This is a genomic window from Oleiphilus messinensis, from assembly GCF_002162375.1.
In the GTDB taxonomy this organism is placed as follows: Bacteria; Pseudomonadota; Gammaproteobacteria; order Pseudomonadales; family Oleiphilaceae; genus Oleiphilus; species Oleiphilus messinensis.
The window spans coordinates 2,143,458-2,161,680 of record NZ_CP021425.1; the positions used below are offsets into that span (position 1 = coordinate 2,143,458).

The window sequence follows — 18,223 nt, forward strand, 5'->3', positions numbered from 1 at the left end:
AATTGGGTTTTTTATACTCCTTTCGGATGGGAATGCCAAGGGCGAAAGGTTACAAATTGATTGGCCAATTTCGGATTAGTGATTGTTTATCTTTAAAAAAAAGCGAATCTGAATTTGGTTGATTTTGTTTTTTGTGTCTATAGTGTCTAGAAGGCCGACCACTCGTATGCTGGTTTTGGGGCTGGCAAAATACAGGTTGCGTATGTCAAAATTATCCGTGCAATTTATGAATATCAATAAAAACAATTGCTTAAAATCCATTCAGTTCATTGCAAACAGATTGCTATTATGCACACAGACGTGTAGTTGTCGGTGTGGGCATAGGGTAAATGAACGGTTTTAAGGCGCGCGAATTCTGAGCCGCGAGTTGGCGACCGATATTCACGTAATGCACGGATCAAATAAAAAACGACGGAGTAGCGTTAAATGACAAGAAAAACAAATCAATGGAACAATCTGAGGAAATTGCCTTTGGCTGCTGCCATAGCCGCGACAGTTTCTGCAGCACCAGTGAGTGCGTTCCAGTTTTTTTTGGGAGATGATATCGAAGGGGCGTTTGATACAACCCTTTCTGCCGGCGCAAGTTGGCGAGTGGCGGATCGGGATAAAGATCAGCTAGCACAAGGTAACCTGGGGCCGGAATTTGCCTATTCCGGAGTCGGCGGTTCCAGTAACAACTATGATGATGGAAACTGGAATTTTGACCAAGGTGATACTTATTCCAAAATCATCAAAGGCAACAGTGAGTTATTGCTTACTTATGAAAACTTTGGTGGCTTTGTTCGGGGCAAGTATTGGTATGATTTCGAATTAAAAGACGAGAAACGAGCCACTGACGGGGTTGGGCAGCGTCGCCAATTAAATGATCATGCCGATAAAAACGCATCTGGAGCAGAGTTGTTGGATGCGTACGTCTGGGGGGATTTTCAGATAGGTGAAACGCCGCTCAGCCTCCGCCTCGGTAAACAGGTGGTCAGTTGGGGGGAAAGCACGTTTATTCAGAATGGTATTTCTGTTATCAACCCCGTTGATGTTTCTGCAATTCGTGCACCGGGTGCCGAAATCAAGGAAGCATTCATTCCCGTCAACATGGTTTACACTTCTCTGGGGATTACTGAAAACCTGTCGATGGAGGCGTTTGCCCAATTAGAATGGGAAAAAACCCGCCCGGATGATTGTGGTACGTTCTTTTCCGGAAACGACTTTGCCCCCGATGATTGTGGACCTGTGTTACTTGCAGGTCAGTTGCCGGATTTTGTTGTTTATCAACAAGGCGCTTTTGCACCTCGGGTAGGTGACGTGGAGCCTGATGATGGTGATCAGTATGGTATCGCATTCCGCTACTATGCCGCGGAGTTGAACGATACGGAATTCGGGCTCTACTACATTCGATATCACAGTCGTACGCCTTATTCCAGTGGTATTGTGAATAATCCTTCTTCACCCAACGCCGCATTGGGTCAGGCCAATGATCCGGATCAGGCGTTTTCCAGTTTCCCGAGCTACTTTATCGAGTACCCGGAAGGCATTCACTTGTACGGCCTCTCATTCAATACCAGTTTGGAAAGTGGTTGGTCACTCAGCGGTGAATACAGCTTCCGAGCTAATCTGCCCGTGCAGTGGAACGCATTTGAGCTGATCTACGGTGGTTTGCAACTGCCATACAGCAAGATGTTTCAGAAGTACAATCCCGATGGTCAGACCAATCTGGCGGGGCAAGAATTACCTGGTTATGATCGCTACAAGGTTTCCCAGGCACAGTTCACGCTGATTCGATTCTTTGATCAGGTCTTTGGCGCAAGCCGTATGACGGTGGTTTCCGAATTTGGTGCAACTTATGTCCATGATTTACCTGGAAAAGATGAAGCACGCTATGGTCGTTCGGGACACATGGGCTTCGGGGAATTCGACTATCAGTTAGGGCCATTGAGCCTGAACTGTAAAACCAGCCCACAGGTGAGCCCGGTACCGACCAACGTTAATCCGAATCACTGTACCAATGATGGGTTTACAACAGGATTCTCATGGGGCTATCGTGCCCGAATTGTGTTGGATTACAATGATGTATTTGCAGGCATAAACATGCAGCCCCAACTGGCTTGGTCCCATGACGTTGTCGGTTACTCTCCCGAGCCCGGTCCAAGTTTTGTTGAAGGTCGCAAAGCAATAGGACTGTCCCTCAAGGCCGTCTATTTGAATCAATACTCAGCGACGTTAGGCTACACAAATTTCTTCGGTGGCGAGCCCTATAATATGGCGAATGACCGGGATAATGTGTCTCTTAGTGTTTCCTACTCATTCTGATTCTATGGATAGCAATTACGGTCATTAAGAGGTAACTCGATGAATATTAGAAAAAAAATTATAGCAAGCGGGGTAATTTTGCTGTCTATCGCGGTTTCAAATGCAAATGCGAAAGTGACAGCAGAAGAAGCAGCAAAACTCGGTGGTGAACTCACGCCCATGGGCGCGGAAAAAGCCGGCAATGCGAGTGGAACCATACCTGAGTGGACGGGTGGAATTCAGAAAATTCCGGCAGGCTATCAAAATGACGGTGTGTATATTAATCCGTTTCCAGACGATAAGCCCTTGTTTACGATCACCAAAGCGAACATGGGTGAACATGCAGACAAATTGACAGAAGGCCAGAAGGCCATGCTCAACAAGTATGCGGATTATAAGATTCCGGTGTATCAAAGCCGCCGTACCGCGCTTTATCCGCAAAAAGTTTATGATGCCGCAAAGAAGAATGCGACCGCAACTGAGCTGATATCAAATGGTAACGGTTTAGCTAATTTTGAAGAAGCTACGCCATTTCCCATTCCAAAAAACGGTCTTGAAGTGATCTGGAATCACATCGTTCGATATCGCGGTGGTAGTCTCGCGCGTACGATTGGCCAGGCGACACCCATGCCGAATGGTGACTTTTCTGTTGTAAAATTTAAGGACGAGCTCACCTGGCTTTCGACGCTGACTGATGCGAAGGAGGCAAATGATGACAACGTGCTGTTTTACTTCAAGCAGGTAATTGTTGCACCTTCACGGCTGGCGGGTAACGTCTTACTGGTTCATGAAACAATTGATCAGGTTAAGGAACCTCGTCGAGCGTGGGTTTACAATGCTGGTCAACGTCGTGTACGTCGAGCTCCTCAGGTTGCCTACGATGGACCGGGTACCGCTTCAGACGGTCTTCGTACTTCTGATAACTTCGACATGTATAACGGTGCACCAGACCGTTATAACTGGAAGTTGGTCGATAAGAAAGAGATGTATATCCCCTATAACTCTTATAAATTGTTGTCCAAAGATTACAAATATGAAGATGTTATAAAAGCAGGTCATATCAATCAGGACTTGACCCGTTACGAGTTGCACCGCGTTTGGGTTGTGGAAGCCACACTGAAAGAAGGTGAGCGTCATATCTATGCGAAGCGTGTGTTCTATATTGATGAGGATTCCTGGGGAGCTTCTGAGATTGACCATTACGATGGTCGTGGCGAATTATGGCGTGTCGCTGAGGCGCATAACTTTGTTTTCTATGATCAAAAAATACCTTGGTATGCTTTGGAAGTGCTTTATGATTTACAAAGTGCCCGGTATTTGGCGTTCGGTCTTGTGAATGAAGCAAACGCACCCTATGACTTCAATTATGAGCGCTCTTTAAGGGATTTTACTCCGGCTGCCTTGAGACGTTCCGGTAGTCGGTAAATTCTTTCTTTGCTTCAAATAAAAAAAGCCGGTGAACTTCACCGGCTTTTTTGTGCCCCATCCAAATTTTCCAGGCTAAACCGTTTTACAATTTCCCGGGGCCAGCGGAATCGCCCGATTAAGTTCGGAAAGCAAATCGTCTTTCTTGCACCAGCGTTCTTCAAGCCATTCATCGTAATCTTCCGGGTGAGCCGGGGTGATGGGCATTTCGACCACAGCCTGGATGGTTTGAAGTCGTCCGCTGAAATAGTCCCACAGACACGGTTCAATTGCCGATGGGTAGTGAATTGTTACATCGAGAATGCGGATGTCTTGATGTTTGCGCACGTACTTGCTTGCGACTGCCGTTAGTGAAGTGCTTCTGGGATTCAGTAGGTATTTGTATATTGAATGCTCATTTTTGTGTGCTTTACGATTGAATCTCTTTCCTTCGGGGAAGTAGCACAGTGTGTTGGCTGTCGTATCTTGAGCAACTTTATCAAGTCGTTTAAGGGAGGGAAATTCCAGTGCCCAGAGGATGAGTCCAATAACGGGAATCCGTACCGTGCTGTCGTTTACAATATAGGCTACGAGAGGAATTTTTTTTGCAAATACGGTGTGTAATACCCAGCGATCAGCAGAAGACTGATGATTGCAAACAATGATATAGCGTTGGTTAGCCTCCAGATTTGTCCTGCCAGTGATTTCCCAGGAGATACCATTAATCATTGTGGTTAGGCGATTGCACAGTCCGAGTAGTAATCCCGTTATTCCGCGAGTCACTTCTGCAAATCGTTGCCGGTTTCGAGTGCCGGGTGTCAACAATCTTAGAATGGCCACGAGAATAATCAGTGGCAGGAATACACTGGTGAGAATCAGTATTGAGAGGAGCACGAGTAGCCCTCTAAACCAATGTGGCAGAATTCTATGCATACCAGACAAGTCCTCCGTGAACGTATGACAAGCTCTGAATTATTAAACTGCGGATCTAGGTCAAGTGTCTCGCGCTTGATGCGGGCGAGTTTACACAATCAAAGCTGAGCATCCTTTTAAGCCGTTCACAACACACGAACAAACCCGTATAAAGATGAAGAACCCGCCCGTTTAAACTGTTGAATGACCTGACTCATTTTCCGCTGCCACAGGAGCCGGTGCCGAGTCCGGCTTGGTGCTTCCAAGCACGCGGTTTGTGGTTTCTCTGGCTTTGTCTTGGATTTCGGGTGTGATGTGTGTTGCGAGCGTCGCGAGAGCTGTTAACATTAATGTGATATCGTCACTGTACCCCAAAACCGGTGTGAGGTCTGGAATGAGATCGATTAAACTGATGAAGTAGCCGAGCGTGCCATAAATCACACCTTTGCACCAGGTCGGCGTGTGGGGAGATTGTGCCGTGTAGTAGAGCGTGAGCGAAGAGTAAATTGCTTTGTCGCCAGCGGTGTGAGTCGCTCGTTTTAGTTTGCTCCAGAATGATCGCTCCGTGAAGCGCCCCTGGTAAACCTCAAGGGATTGTCCTGTTAGCGTTGAGGGATCGGGAGAAGTATCAGGTGTTTTATTGTTCGTGTGCGCTTTCTCTGTCGAATGTGGCATACCTTCGCTCCTGGAGAGTATCTTCCCTGAATATTATCAAATATTTTTGTCGGGTAAAACTCACCAGAGTTATTCAGCCGCCTGCTTACACATTGATGGAGAGAATTATCGGGCCCCTCACAGCAGAGGGGCATAGGAAGTATGGATATTGTCTGGTTTAAGATCGGGGGAGCATGCGGTCTCTGAAGCCGTATACTAACCCAAGCGCATCACCATGGCGTAACAGCATCATGAGCACGGTGCCCTCTTCTCCGACGAATCCCTGGAGTGTAAGAGGGGCACCATTGATGGTGCCGAAATTGAGCTGGAACTTGTTGTTGTCATCCAGTACAACTGCGGTTGGAGACGGGCTAATGGGTTGTTTCAACTTTAACTGTGTGACGGTGTTGTTGTCGATGACTTGTTCCACATAGGTCCGTTCGAGGTTCAGGGTGGCGATACCATCGGACGAGAATGAGAGCTCGGAGCCATTGAAAGAGGTGATGTCATTTTTGTTGTCATACATGTAAAAGGCATGACCCTGCAGCTTGAATGTCGCATTGCTGAGCGAAAATGTTTCATTATCTAATTTGATGCCGTGAATAATACCTCGGCGTGAGCCCGGACCGGTAATGGTCAGTGCAAAGCTATCACCGTTCAAATTCATGGCTCCTTCGCCTGTTAGCCCACTGTCGGATGCGAGACTGACTCGGCCCGCCTGTAAGTGCACCTGTACTTTCAGGTCCACATCATAATTAATCGTTTCTTCAGGGGACATTTCGTGTTGCAGGGTTTGTGCCGGGATCTGAGTGAGTGGCGTCACGGATTTGTCCGGGTTTCGGCTTATTTGCCAGCCGCTATAAAAATCTCCGAATACTGAAGCAGGTTGATCATCTGTCACAAACCCATTGTCTATTGTCCACAGGCTGGTGTGCGCTTCGACGGTCGTCGGGTTGGAGTTACTGAGTTGCTGACTGAATTTAATCGTACCGTATTGCTTGTTCTTGCTTGCTTCACCTAAATTGAATGTGTTTTCTTCATCGGTTTTCAGGTTGATGAGATAGCTGAAGTTATTAGTAGCCTCTAACTGTCGTAATCGTTGAAAGGTGCTGCTTCCCTGTTTCTCCAGTTCATATACGCTGCCGGTGGTGAGTGGCGCGCTGTACATGAAGTTCCGGTCATCATCGCCGTAGTAGTGCAAAAAAAACGGATTGGTTAGCCAGCCTGTTGGTGTCTCTGTTTCCCGGGCCGTGATAGTTTGAAATGGCAGTTGAGGGAATGAAATACTGCCATCGACTGCGGCAAATGAAGAGGTTGATTTTGACCCGAAGGAATTTACGTCAAAACCGAGTGGGCTATTAAATTCCACAGTTAAATCACCCGCTGTAGTAATCGAGCGGCGTTGATAGGGGAGCTCTCCAAACAAACTGTGGATATTGAGTATTGTGGTAAATGATGCTTCCGAGAGCGCGGGGTAAGTATATTCGGTGCTGCCGTCATTCAAAATTTGTTCGACACTGGTTGAGCTGGCATTGAAAATAACACTGCCATTATTCACCTCAGAGTCCGGGTCAAACTGACTTAACCCCATGTTGAAGTAAATGGTATTCAGACCAAACTCAAAGGTGTTGAGCAGGTTATCGAAATTAGGCTCTTTGCTGATGGCATCGTGGTATTGGGTATCTACCACTGCGGCGAGACCATCATTCAGGGCATTGGCGAAGTCAATCCGTTCGCTCAGAAACGCTTTTGTAGCCTCTATATTCAGATCATCCGGAATGGTGATGTCGAACTCTTGTACCATGGATACGAGATTCAACCAGATCAAATATCTTGCCTCGAACTGGTTTTCACAACCCATGCTCTCACCACAGGGGGCCAGCGAGGATAGCCCGATATTGTTAGCTCGGGCGCGGTTCAGGAAGGATTCCACGAGTAGGGTTGAGGCGACGTTAATGCGAGCTGTACCAGATGTTAAAGGCGCCCACAGTGTTTCGCCATTTTCAAGGCGAGCACGGATGAAAATATCAATTTGGGTTGGTCTGTAAATACCGGCATTGAACGCGATGGTGTAGGTGCCATCGTTGTTTGCACGGTAAGTATGGGCGATTGATACGCTTGGGCTAACCACCGGATTCAGACTGGTATCGAGTTGTACGACATCGAGGTCAATCACGCTAACGGGTGACAAGCCCCGAAAAGCATAAGCGGGGGAGGGGGAAAGCAGCCGATATAACGAACGTTGCCAGCTTGCCACCATTTTGTCTGTCGCCTCTACGGTGACAACGACCTCATCAAGCTCAGCGGATTGTTGGCCATCGTCATCATCGGTATCCAACGGGTCATTGTCCCCTGGCGGGAAGGAGTTTTCGCTGTTGGCTGCATCTTCAAGCCCGTCACCTCCGGAGGAGCATCCGCCGATACCGCCAAAAACAAGAACCATCGTGAAGAGCAAAGTAAAAATACGTGGTGACATAATGCGTCCTTTGAGTTGATAAGCCAATTTCCATTGAACTTCTATAACCTTCGTCGCGACAGGAATCTATTGCGCCGACCAACAAAAGGAGGGTAAGGGTGAAACGTCTGGACGTTTCACAAGTTGCGCAAATGATTTACACAGGAAGGTGTCAGGAGTAAGTGTAGATGATCTGCTGTTATTTAATAAGGCAGAAGTGTTGTTATTGTGAGACAGTTGCACTATTAATGCCGTTTATCACAGAGATGGACTTGTGCCTAAAACAGATAGCGCAGGCCTACATAAAATGATGACTCAATGGTTCGGTTATCCATTTCCTCCAAACCACTATGAACATAACGATATCCCACCAGCAGGTCAGCGTTTTGAATTACCCGGTAGCGACTCTTCAAGTCAATCCACTGGTAGCCGGACAGGTCACTAAAACTAAGAATGGAGGGAGCGATGTGCAGGCTGCCAGCTACGGATAGTCCAGGTACCTCCGGGATGTTCAAATTAATGAAGCCACCAAAGCCTGCTGATATTCCGTCGACGTTTTTCTCGTCAAATACCATGGTTCTGAAGCCCAGCCCGGTGGTTGCTGGCAAATTGGCAATGACCGTTTGTCCCTGCGCATGTAAATCAGCATGATAGAGGTGGCGGCTGTTCTCGTGACGAAGATAGCCAATTTCTGTGTGGATCTGGGAGGAAGGGGGGAGTGGTGTGATATCGATCCCGGCAGATTTGTTGCTAAGCGTCACGGTCAAATCACTTGCAATGGATGTGGTTGATGCTGTTGTGAAAATAAGCAACATAAAAAGTCGTCGTAGGCTCATAGTAATCCCTTGGCTGGTAAAAGTGGGCTTATGGTAACGTTGTCCTCAAACGGGCTCAACCGGATTTCGTGTTTCATTAAATCTGGAGCAAAATAACGCTACTTTGATGCTTTTTTGAGCCTGCAGGTTTGGTTTTTGCATTAAACACTGCTAACGTTCGTTAAATGGATTTAGCAAGCGCTCGGACTACAGAATAGCAGTATCAATCGCGGAAAATTTGATGCGTGAATAGATACTGGGCTTGTAATGCTTTATAATTTATGACGCCTTATTCAGAAAAATATAATTTCCTCCAGAGAGTGATTCATTTTTTGTGAGAAATCCATTTCAGTACTACAAAGCCCGGCCTTTGGCTGGTCGATTGTTGGCCTACATTATTCTGTTCAGCAGCTTTATCGCATTACTGGCCACCGCAGTGCAGTTGTATTTTGACTATCGTCAGCAGCTTTCCGAACTGGAAGGAAATGTTGACCAGGTTTTTGCAATGTTCGGTGATAGCGTGTTAAACAGTCTTTGGAGTGTTGACCGGGAACAGATTCAGGTTCACTTACAAGGTATTGTCAAACTGAACTACGTCGATAGTGTGACGTTGCTTTCTGGTTCTAAAGAAGTCTTTTTTGAAGGGGTTGTGCAGAAAGGGGTGCCATCATTGACCCGTTCGTTCACGTTGACTTACCAAGTGGGTAACACAGAGCAGTGGTTGGGCGAACTGACGATTGTTTCAAATCTCTCTCGCATACATGAAAACTTACTAGAACGCTTTCTCATCATTTTGTCCAGCCAATCGGTCAAAACTTTTTTTGTTGCGATTTTTATACTTTTGACGGTGCGTTACCTGGTTACTCGGCATCTCGATACAATGGCAAGCTATGCCAATAAAATGGACTTCGAGAATCTGGATAAACCGCTGGTATTGAATCGCGAGGAACCCAAAAAAACAGATGAAATGACGCAAGTCGTTGCAGCCTTTAATCAAATGCGCAGCCGGTTATTCCAGGAGTTGGAGAGTATTAAACTCTCAAAACAACAGACTCAAGTGGAAAAGCAGAAGGCAATTGAAGAGAGTCAGGCGAAAAGTTTGTTTCTTGCTAATATGAGTCACGAATTGCGTACACCCATGAATGGGGTACTTGGCTTTGCCTCTCTATTGCTGGACGGTGATCTCTCGCCTGAGCAGCGTGAACATGCCACCATCATTTATTCGAGTGCCGAAGCGCTGTTGGGGATTGTCAATGATATTCTGGATATTTCCAAAATTGAAGCCGGAAAGCTGGTGCTGCAATCCGTAACGTTTGACGTGCACACACTGATGGATGAAATCGTTTTGTTACTGGGTAGCAAGGCGAGAGAGAAAGGCTTGAGTCTCGAGCTCTACGTGGCGCAGGATATCCCCTCGGCATTGGTTGGAGATCCCGTGCGATTACGCCAGGTGTTGATTAATCTGGTTTCCAATGCGATTAAGTTTACAGAAAATGGCGGCGTAACGATTTCAGTCTCGTGCGCCCGCGTGATCAAGGCCAATGAATCCGGTCCATTGGAGGTGGAGCTTTGTTTTGCCGTGCGTGATACAGGGATCGGTGTTTCCCTGACAAATCAGGCTCTCATTTTTGATGCTTATCGGCAAGTGGATCTATCTTCAACGCGGCAAAGAGATGGTACCGGGTTGGGACTGGCAATCTGTAAACGATTGGTGGAGGCCATGCAGGGAGCGATCTCGGTTCACAGCGAAATTAACTGTGGCTCCGTGTTTAATGTCAATCTCAAGTTTGTAGCAGTGCAGGAAACCAGTCAGGAAACTCGGGTCAGGATGAATGTGTTGAAAGGTGCCAGAGCTTTGGTGGTGGATTCAACGCCTTCCAGTTTGGCTTTTTGTGTCGATCAGTTATCACAGCTTTTTGTCGTCAGTGACGGCGCAAATAGCTTGCGAGAGGCACATGCCCTGATCCGGGACCGGCAACAGGAAGGGATGGGAGCACCCTACGATGCCTTGATTGTGGATGATTTTTTAATCGACGGCGATGGTTTGGAGTTGTGTCAACTGTTTCCTGATCATGCTGAGAATAAACCCGCCGTTATTATTGTTTGCACCAATCCACAACGAGGGGATTCGGAGCGAGCTAAAAAGTCCGGGGCTTCCGGTTTTTTGTTGAAAAGTATGCGGGCATCTTACTTGCCCAGAATGCTGGCTCTGGCATTGGAATCGAGAAATCAGCCAGTACCGCAATTTTATACCCGATTTAACATTGCCCTTGGCGCGAATCCGGAAGTGGTAGCCCGCTCCGCTGAGGAGGCTGTCGGGATCAGGAAAACCGATGTTTCGCCCAAACCTCGAGTATTGGTGGTCGAAGACAATCAGGTTAATCAGAAGTTGGCTGTGAAAATATTGGAAAAGTGTGGCTGCCATGTTGATGTTGCGTCGAACGGGGCAATGGCAGTCGACAAATGCTCGACTAACAATTATCAACTTATATTCATGGATTGTATGATGCCGGTAATGGATGGATATGAAGCCACTCAGGCTATTCGTGAAATGGAAAAAAATTATAGTATGGATCCCGTGACCATCGTTGCGCTTACCGCCAACGCAATGGAGGGGGATGCACAACGTTGTTTCGCCGCTGGAATGGATCGGTTCTTGGCAAAACCGGTCAAGTACGAGGCGTTTAAAGAACAGGTTAAAGCACTGATTTAATTTCTGGTTTTAGTCCTGTGTCCTGTTCCAACAGGTTTAAGACCCTGATGGCATCTTCCCGTGTTGTGCCACAGATATCGGGGTCTGCTGTGAAAGCCGAGCACACTTTTGGACGCAGGGGGTCGCCAAAGATCTTGCACTTGTTTTCAGCATCCAGTTGAATACATCGTTCGCCCGCTTTTTTGCCAAGGGGCATGCCCGGAATGGGGGAAGTGATTGAGGGGGCGATACAGCAGGCTCCGCACCCGGCTCGACAGTTTATCTGTGCCGTCATATTTCGTGATTTACCGGTGAAATTTTTTCTACAATTGCGACATTTTCAGCGCAGCGCCATTGTACATTGAAATCAAAGAGGTGAATACCATATTGCCTTTCGGGGTCTGAGTGATAAGCGGGACGTGGATCAAGGCTGAGTACTTCAATTATCGTATCCGTGATTTCCTGTTTTCCCAAAGATAAAAGGTAATCCTGGGCAGTCGAGCTGAACACTACCTTTAGCTTGGCTTCGGGCGCGTTTTCGGCAAAACCCCCGGTTGCGTCCGGAATCTGATCTGAAAAGGGGAGGTAGGGTTTAATGTCAATGATCGGCGTGTTATCCATAAGATCCGCCCCTTCAACCACCAATGTTACGCCTGAGTCGAGGGTTTCAATGGCAATCAATCGTACTGCGGACAGACCCAAAGGATTGGGGCGAACGGTTGAGCGGGTTGCAAATACTCCCATTTTGCGATTACCACCCAAGCGCGGGGGGCGCACTTTCGGTCTCCAATGGGTATTTTGAGTCTGGTGAAATACGAAGCTTAACCAGATATGTGAAAACTGTTCCAGACCCTCAAATGCATCAGGCGTATTGAAAGGGGGAAGCATTCGGATTTTTGAGCGGATATGGGTTAGTCTGGGCTGCCTGGGTACGCCGAATTTTTCTTTGAAACCGCTTTCGACAATACCGATTACGGTAAATTCGGTTTTCTGTAGGTCTGTGTGGGACATGTTATCGTTTCTTGGCAAACAAAATTTCGATTTTGAAGGTCAACTCCGGTTTGGGTTTGAAGTCCTTGTCTTCTGGAAATGAAACGAGAGGGATGATCTCGTAGAAAAGCCAGTTCTTGTAGATTCGCCTGCGATAGGTCGATTCAAGATAAAAACTGGTCCAGTCCGGGTCAGGTTTGCTATCGGCGAGCATTGCAAACCGGTAACGAATTGCCCGGGTTCGATTCAATTCATGGAACAAGTCAAATGTTAAGCCAAATTCCCAACTATCATCGGATTTATCCCAATGTGTTTCAAAGGTATTTCGAAAGAGTATGGAGGAGGTGAGTTCTTTATCAGTATGAATTTTTATATCCGCTCCCCAGTCACGGGTGACGAAGTAGTACCCACTGAGTGAAAGGTTGGTGCTTAGTCCAGGCTCAATTTGCCATTTCCGCTTGGCCCGGCTTCTGACAAACGGGTCGGGAGGGAAGGCCAGCCGTATACCAACATCATTGGTCATCGACCAGTCCTGGCTTAGTTCCGAAATCAGGCGCAATGCCCCTGTCGCGCGGTCATCGGTGCTTTGCGACCCCGTTATGTTCTCCCTTGATTTATCAGACAGGGACTTACCATCATCCGGATCGCTCTCGAAAACAAGTTGATAACGCTCCCGTGTCAGTGGCAGTGCCAGTTTAAATTTGATGTCCGGATCAAAGTTGAAATCTTCACCAGATGCCCAGGTTGGTCCAACCCGGACGCGTAAATAGCTGGAGTTGTCTCCAGAATCGATCTTTTCATCGGCAAAATAGGCATCCACTCGTCTGCCAGTGTTGCTAATCCAGTGTGACCAGTCATTACGGAAATGAATTAGCCAGTCCATTTGTTGTTCCCAAAAAGAAATGGGCTGGTATCGGGTCGCCCCGTCTTCGGCTGCCATATCCTCATAAACTGAGGCGATGGGTCGTTTCAGAAATGGGTCCGGAATGGGTTCGAAGATATCATTATTCAAGGCCAACAACACTTCTTCAGACCAGGTCAATTTGCTGCCAACCAGTAACATCAGTGTGACACTGAAGAACATAACCCGGGTGCTGCTACGTTGGAATAAACGTAGATGCCGGATTGATTGTAGGTTATCGACTAACTTCAACCTGGGGATCCGTATAAGTGGTGCATTTAATTGGGTTTCCGTAATCGCACTCATGACCTTTCTCATGGTCTCAGTATGAGACAAAAAACGTTAAGACAACAGGTAGAAAGGTTGCAATATAGATGCCCATGAGACTCATTGCCAATGCAGAGAATGCTCCGGTTTTCATATCAATTTCGAAGGCTGCAGCCGTGCCAATCCCGTGGCCGTTGATGCCCATGACCATACCTTTAATCATCGGGTCATCAATGTGTAGCATGCGGAACATCCAGGGTGCAAAAACCGCAACAATAATGCCTGTCAGTATCACCATTGCAGCTGTTAATGACGGTAGTCCACCGATAGCCTCTGAAACACCAATGGCAATGGGGGTGGTAATGGATTTAGGCGCAACCGACAAAATCGTTGTAGTGGAGCCCTCAAACAACCAGGCAAAGGTGATGGCGACACTGCTCGCGATCACCCCTCCCGTTACAATCAATAGCACAATTGCAGGTAAATTGGCCTTTATTAATGGCAGGTTTTTGTAAAGCGGATACGCCAACGCGACAGTTGCGGTTCCGAGCAAAAAATCCAGTATACCCGTACCGTCTTTGTACATACCATAGTCCAATGACGGAATTTGCAGCACCGCAATAATCATTAATGCGGCAACCAAGACCGGCTGCAGCCAAGGGGATTGGCCTGATTGCCGGTAGAATTTGATCGCAATAAAATAGGCCAATATGGTTAGCAATGTGGCAAAGATAATATTTGAAAAATTACCCTGAAGCTGCAATGCCGAAAGAACTTCATTGATTTGACTCAAGCGATCAAGACTCCTGTTTGTCTGATTTTGGCAGGTAGCGCTGAATGATCAGACCCATACACAATGTAATCGCGGTTGATAAAAGCGTACCCAGCAATAGTGCGGAGGTGATGGCAGCGAAATCGGTTTGAATCTCATCTAAATAGCCTAGAACACCCACACCTGCGGCGATAAATAAGAGTGGCAGATATTTGATCAGCTGAGTACAGGCAGGATGCACGATTCGGGTCGGTAGTTTACAGCAGAGCATTGTAAATAATATAACCATGCCGATTACCGGGCCCGGTATCGGGATTGGTAGGTAAGGTGCGATTTGTTGACCCGCCAGTTGGCAAAGTACGAGTATCGAAAAGGATGCGATTCCGCTGCAGAACGTCCTCATATGTTTTGTGTTGGCTCCAGATTTAAATGTTGATTGATCTGGCTCGCCTGGGCCTCGAGCTTCTTTCGATTGGCCGGTAATCCGAACATACCTGTAATGTGCAACACCAGTCGGAATGTAGACTTTAGAATGTCGCCCTTCTGGCGCGGAATCAGGTGAACATGGGCATGGGGAACCGTCTGATGTGCCGCTTTCCCGTCATTAACCAGCAGGTGAGTGCCCTGGCAGCCAAGACCACATTTGCGTTGTGCATCAATCACCGCATTTGCGACCTTGAACAGGTGACTCTGGGTGATGTGATCCAGCTCTTCGAGTTTCACCGCATGTGTTTTGGGGATGACTAATACATGGCCAAGTCCCAATGGGTATAAATCCATAAACGCAATACAATGCTGGTCTTCGTGAACCTTGGCGGCGGGGGCCTTATTCGCGGCTATCTGACAGAAGATACAATTATCATCTATTTTGTGGTCTGGAGTGCTCATCGTTCCCTCGCTCGATTGGTGTCCGTTTATTGTAGCCAGCCATTGTTGTTCTCAGATGGTTCTTCGAGGTTTTCATCCTCCAGGCCGATGGCGGGTTCTGATATTGCATAGGATTCATCGGCCCAGCAGCCGAGGTCGATGAGTTGGCAACGCTTGGAGCAAAAGGGTCGGTGAGGGAAGTCGTCGCTCCATTCAACCATCTTTTTACACACTGGGCAATTGAGTTGAGCTGGCTTTGAGTTTGTGGTCATTTGAATATCGTTTATTTATTATCCGTATTACCGGATCGGTTAAAAAATTGCTGAATCATTTGCAGGGTTCAGGCTTGATTGTACTGGTTATGCAGTTTTTCAACGGCATTATGCAAATCATTCAGAGACCCCGTGTTTTCGATGATATCATCCGCACGTTCAAGTTTGAAATCTCTTGGTGACTGCGCCGCAATAATGGCTTCGATGGTTTTGGGGTCACAGTTATCCCGGGCGGTGGTTCTGGCCAGTTGGACTTCTCTAGGGACGTCTACCACCAAAATCCGGTCAACCAGTTCCCACTGATTGGTTTCCAGCAACAATGGCGACACCAATAGCAGGTAGGCGGGCTTGTATTCGGGATCTTGGGAAAAACGGTTTATCTGCTGGATTATCCGGTCACGGATGAGTGGATGTAACAGCGCTTCAAGCCACTGTTTTTCTTCCGGGGCATCAAAAATTCGTTTCCGCAGGTAGGCGCGATTTAGTGCACCATCTTCTAAAAGCGCTTCGGAACCAAAATGTTCTGAAATTCGGTTCAGTGCCGGTTCGCCTTTCTCGACAACCTCCCGTGAGGCGATATCCGCGTCGATGACTGCAATACCGTGGGTTGCAAATCGGTCAGACACTGCTGTTTTGCCGCTGCCAATGCCCCCGGTCAGGCCGATTACCTTTACCGGGCTCGATTGTATATTCATCTCAGGTGCTGCTCCGTAGGTTTGCCCCGATTGGCCAACGATGCAAATCGGGGTTTAGGGTTGATCGGGAGCAGGTCAGGGTGTCATCGTTCCCAGGTATAACGCGATGAGCGAATTACCCCATAGCAAGGCAATCCACCCGGCAATCGCAAGATAAGGCCCGAAAGGTATCGGGATATTTTTGTCTTGTCCCCGCAAAACGATTTGCGAAATGCCGATCACTGCTCCAACAAAGGACGAAAGGATAATGATAAGTGGCAAAAATTGCCATCCCATCCAGGCACCTAATGCCGCCAGCAGTTTGAAATCACCAAAACCCATACCTTCTTTTCCGGTAATCAATTTAAACAGTTGATACACGGACCAGAGTGACAGATATCCGAAAACAGCACCTAACACCGCGGATTCCAATGAGGTAAAGGTATTAAACATATTCAGTATCAACCCGAGCCAAAGCAGCGGCAGCGTCATATTGTCTGGCAGGAGTTGGGTATCGACATCAATCATGGTCAAGGCAATCAGATACCAGGTCAATATCAATGCCGCCAGACCGGCAGTATTAATGCCCAAAACATAGACCGTGGCGAGGCTTAACAAACCGGTTGCGAGCTCAACCAATGGATACCGAATCGATATTTTGTTGCTGCAACTACTGCAGCGGCCTTTGAGAAACAGATAGCTCAATATGGGAACATTTTCCCAAGCGCGAATCTTATGGCCGCATTTGGGGCAAGTCGAATCGGGTTTTGATAATGTGAAGGGCTGAGTGGCTTCGGGTTCAAGCTCCAGAATGTCGCGGCATTGGCATTTCCATTCGTTCTCCAGTATTTTAGGGATACGGTAGATTACGACGTTCAGGAAGCTGCCGATGATTAGGCCGAGTAATGTGATAAAAAAATAAGTGAAAATGGCATTTTCAGTAAGGTAATTTAGAATAATTTGCATGGTCTGGCTTTAGTGGGAGTGGGGCACCGGTCAGGCATTACTCTGCTTCGGTGCCTTGATAAGATGTGAGACGTCGTTATACAGCTTGACCCATCTGGAAGATTGGCAGGTACATGGCAACGATAAGGCCTCCCACCAGTACACCCAGCACGGCCATAATCATCGGTTCCATGAGGGTGGTCAGGTTATCCACCAGATTGTCGACCTCTTCTTCATAATAATCGGCCACTTTCTCAAGCATGCTGTCCAATGCACCTGATTCCTCACCAATTGAGACCATTTGAATGGCCATTACGGGGAAAACACCAGTCGCCTTCATTGAAAATTGGAGTTGTGTGCCAGATGAAACTTCGACTTTTATTTTGTTGACAGCATCTCTAAATACAGCGTTGCCCGTTGCCCCAGCAACAGATTCCAGAGCATCAACGAGCGGTACACCGGCTGCGAAAGTGGTAGACAGCACTCGAGCAAAGCGCGCTACGGCCGATTTATCGAGGATCGTTCCAATGATCGGGAATTTCAACATATAAGCATCAACTTTATCCGAGAATGAGGGGGATTTGCGCTTAGCCTCCCTGAATCCTCCAATCACGCCAATAATGATAAGCAGAACGACAAACCACCACTCTTGAAGCCATTCGGATATGCCGATTACAAATTGAGTGAAAGCCGGCAAATCGGCGCCAAACCCTGAGAATAGTTCCTCAAACTGCGGTACCACTTTGACGAGGAGTATCCCGGTTACAACGACTGCAACGACCAGAACCGCGATTGGGTAGGTCATCGCCTTTTTAACCTTCTTTTTGAGGGTTTCAGTTTTTTCCAAATAGGTCGCGACCCTATCGAGCATGGTTTCCAGCGCACCTGATTTTTCACCTGCATCAACAAGGTTGCAGAACAGGTCATCGAAATACTTGGGGTGTTTACGAAGCGCGCTAGCGAAATCGTTACCGGCTGACACGTCTTCACGAATGGTTAATACCAATTCACGTAAGGATGGGTTCTCGAGGCCATCGGCGACGATTTCGAATGATTGCACCAACGGAACCCCAGCTTTCATCATTGTTGCCATTTGACGGGTGAAAATGGCAATATCAAATGGTGTTATTTTCTTGCTACCGCCACCAAACAGAGGCTTTGGTTTCTTTTTTACAGACTTTGGTGTCACGCCCTGTTTGCGCAACTGGGCTTTTACCAGCGCAGCATTGGGGCCACTCAATTCACCTTGGGCTTTGTGCCCTCTCTTATCAGTGCCTTGCCAGATGTAGACATCGTATGAATTTGCTTTTTCTGCCATGA

17 protein-coding genes are annotated in these 18,223 nt (G+C 47.4%); 3 read left to right on the forward strand and 14 right to left on the reverse strand.

Translation table 11 applies throughout. From position 1 onward, the window contains the following. Nucleotides 1-426: 426 nt before the first annotated feature. A complete protein-coding gene (locus OLMES_RS09390) occupies nt 427-2,304 on the forward strand; it encodes a DUF1302 domain-containing protein (protein ID WP_087461026.1) in 1,878 nt (625 codons plus the stop codon). Between the two features lie 39 nt (nt 2,305-2,343). Beyond that, nucleotides 2,344-3,708: a DUF1329 domain-containing protein gene (locus OLMES_RS09395; protein WP_087461027.1), complete on the forward strand. Its 1,365-nt coding sequence runs from the start codon at nt 2,344-2,346 to the stop codon at nt 3,706-3,708. A gap of 75 nt (nt 3,709-3,783) precedes the next feature. On the opposite strand, the gene OLMES_RS09400 is transcribed toward OLMES_RS09395, so the two are convergent. The 4 genes from OLMES_RS09400 to OLMES_RS09415 form a co-directional block, all read right to left on the reverse strand. Further along, nucleotides 3,784-4,620 (reverse strand): 1-acyl-sn-glycerol-3-phosphate acyltransferase, encoded by an 837-nt coding sequence (locus tag OLMES_RS09400; protein ID WP_087461028.1) that lies wholly within the window; start codon nt 4,618-4,620, stop codon nt 3,784-3,786. Nucleotides 4,621-4,791: 171 nt separating this feature from the next. Next, nucleotides 4,792-5,274 carry a YkvA family protein gene (locus OLMES_RS09405; RefSeq protein WP_087461029.1) on the reverse strand — a complete coding sequence of 161 codons (483 nt, stop codon included), beginning with the start codon at nt 5,272-5,274 and terminating at the stop codon, nt 4,792-4,794. Between the two features lie 157 nt (nt 5,275-5,431). Then, the gene (locus OLMES_RS09410; RefSeq protein WP_087461030.1) at nt 5,432-7,729 is read right to left on the reverse strand and encodes a hypothetical protein; all 2,298 of its coding nucleotides are present in this window, start codon (nt 7,727-7,729) and stop codon (nt 5,432-5,434) included. Between the two features lie 257 nt (nt 7,730-7,986). Then, on the reverse strand, nt 7,987-8,544 hold the full coding sequence (locus tag OLMES_RS09415; RefSeq protein ID WP_087461031.1) for a YfaZ family outer membrane protein: 558 nt from the start codon (nt 8,542-8,544) through the stop codon (nt 7,987-7,989). 313 nt (nt 8,545-8,857) lie between these two features. Here OLMES_RS09415 and OLMES_RS09420 point away from each other — a divergent pair, with 313 nt between their 5' ends. Then, nucleotides 8,858-11,236 (forward strand): response regulator, encoded by a 2,379-nt coding sequence (locus OLMES_RS09420; RefSeq protein ID WP_087461032.1) that lies wholly within the window; start codon nt 8,858-8,860, stop codon nt 11,234-11,236. Here the strand turns inward: OLMES_RS09420 and OLMES_RS09425 are convergent. The 10 genes from OLMES_RS09425 to OLMES_RS09470 form a co-directional block, all read right to left on the reverse strand. Then, nucleotides 11,220-11,510: a YkgJ family cysteine cluster protein gene (locus tag OLMES_RS09425; protein WP_198343280.1), complete on the reverse strand. Its 291-nt coding sequence runs from the start codon at nt 11,508-11,510 to the stop codon at nt 11,220-11,222. The genes OLMES_RS09420 and OLMES_RS09425 overlap by 17 nt on opposite strands. Next, entirely contained in the window at nt 11,507-12,226 is a 720-nt protein-coding gene (gene tsaA / locus OLMES_RS09430; protein ID WP_087461033.1) for a tRNA (N6-threonylcarbamoyladenosine(37)-N6)-methyltransferase TrmO, read from the reverse strand. Before tsaA ends, OLMES_RS09425 begins: the two co-directional genes overlap by 4 nt. A gap of 1 nt (nt 12,227) precedes the next feature. Continuing rightward, nucleotides 12,228-13,412, reverse strand: a complete 1,185-nt coding sequence (locus OLMES_RS09435; protein WP_087461034.1) for a hypothetical protein — start codon at nt 13,410-13,412, stop codon at nt 12,228-12,230. Between the two features lie 16 nt (nt 13,413-13,428). Beyond that, a complete protein-coding gene (locus OLMES_RS09440) occupies nt 13,429-14,166 on the reverse strand; it encodes an LrgB family protein (protein ID WP_087461035.1) in 738 nt (245 codons plus the stop codon). Nucleotides 14,167-14,170: 4 nt separating this feature from the next. Next, nucleotides 14,171-14,548 carry a CidA/LrgA family protein gene (locus OLMES_RS09445; protein ID WP_087461036.1) on the reverse strand — a complete coding sequence of 126 codons (378 nt, stop codon included), beginning with the start codon at nt 14,546-14,548 and terminating at the stop codon, nt 14,171-14,173. Next, nucleotides 14,545-15,033, reverse strand: a complete 489-nt coding sequence (locus OLMES_RS09450; protein WP_087461037.1) for an HIT family protein — start codon at nt 15,031-15,033, stop codon at nt 14,545-14,547. The genes OLMES_RS09445 and OLMES_RS09450 overlap by 4 nt, the downstream gene beginning before the upstream one ends. Before the next feature lie 26 nt (nt 15,034-15,059). Next, on the reverse strand, nt 15,060-15,284 hold the full coding sequence (locus OLMES_RS09455) for a DNA gyrase inhibitor YacG (RefSeq protein WP_087461038.1): 225 nt from the start codon (nt 15,282-15,284) through the stop codon (nt 15,060-15,062). A gap of 68 nt (nt 15,285-15,352) precedes the next feature. After that, the gene (gene coaE / locus OLMES_RS09460; RefSeq protein ID WP_087461039.1) at nt 15,353-15,979 is read right to left on the reverse strand and encodes a dephospho-CoA kinase; all 627 of its coding nucleotides are present in this window, start codon (nt 15,977-15,979) and stop codon (nt 15,353-15,355) included. 75 nt (nt 15,980-16,054) lie between these two features. Next, a complete protein-coding gene (locus OLMES_RS09465; protein ID WP_087461040.1) occupies nt 16,055-16,924 on the reverse strand; it encodes a prepilin peptidase in 870 nt (289 codons plus the stop codon). Nucleotides 16,925-17,000: 76 nt separating this feature from the next. After that, the gene (locus tag OLMES_RS09470) at nt 17,001-18,221 is read right to left on the reverse strand and encodes a type II secretion system F family protein (RefSeq protein ID WP_087461041.1); all 1,221 of its coding nucleotides are present in this window, start codon (nt 18,219-18,221) and stop codon (nt 17,001-17,003) included. Nucleotides 18,222-18,223 lie beyond the last annotated feature (2 nt).

Bases quoted from the DNA above. Each gene is read 5' to 3' on its own strand.
- OLMES_RS09395 (WP_087461027.1), top strand. From the start codon at position 2,344: ATGAATATTAGAAAAAAAATTATAGCAAGCGGGGTAATTTTGCTGTCT.
- OLMES_RS09455 (WP_087461038.1), bottom strand. From the start codon at position 15,284: ATGACCACAAACTCAAAGCCAGCTCAACTCAATTGCCCAGTGTGTAAA.
- OLMES_RS09445 (WP_087461036.1), bottom strand. From the start codon at position 14,548: ATGAGGACGTTCTGCAGCGGAATCGCATCCTTTTCGATACTCGTACTT.
- OLMES_RS09415 (WP_087461031.1), bottom strand. From the start codon at position 8,544: ATGAGCCTACGACGACTTTTTATGTTGCTTATTTTCACAACAGCATCA.
- OLMES_RS09465 (WP_087461040.1), bottom strand. From the start codon at position 16,924: ATGCAAATTATTCTAAATTACCTTACTGAAAATGCCATTTTCACTTAT.
- OLMES_RS09400 (WP_087461028.1), bottom strand. From the start codon at position 4,620: ATGCATAGAATTCTGCCACATTGGTTTAGAGGGCTACTCGTGCTCCTC.
- OLMES_RS09425 (WP_198343280.1), bottom strand. From the start codon at position 11,510: ATGACGGCACAGATAAACTGTCGAGCCGGGTGCGGAGCCTGCTGTATC.
- OLMES_RS09405 (WP_087461029.1), bottom strand. From the start codon at position 5,274: ATGCCACATTCGACAGAGAAAGCGCACACGAACAATAAAACACCTGAT.
- tsaA (WP_087461033.1), bottom strand. From the start codon at position 12,226: ATGTCCCACACAGACCTACAGAAAACCGAATTTACCGTAATCGGTATT.
- OLMES_RS09410 (WP_087461030.1), bottom strand. From the start codon at position 7,729: ATGTCACCACGTATTTTTACTTTGCTCTTCACGATGGTTCTTGTTTTT.
- OLMES_RS09435 (WP_087461034.1), bottom strand. From the start codon at position 13,412: ATGAGTGCGATTACGGAAACCCAATTAAATGCACCACTTATACGGATC.
- OLMES_RS09390 (WP_087461026.1), top strand. From the start codon at position 427: ATGACAAGAAAAACAAATCAATGGAACAATCTGAGGAAATTGCCTTTG.
- OLMES_RS09470 (WP_087461041.1), bottom strand. From the start codon at position 18,221: ATGGCAGAAAAAGCAAATTCATACGATGTCTACATCTGGCAAGGCACT.
- coaE (WP_087461039.1), bottom strand. From the start codon at position 15,979: ATGAATATACAATCGAGCCCGGTAAAGGTAATCGGCCTGACCGGGGGC.
- OLMES_RS09450 (WP_087461037.1), bottom strand. From the start codon at position 15,033: ATGAGCACTCCAGACCACAAAATAGATGATAATTGTATCTTCTGTCAG.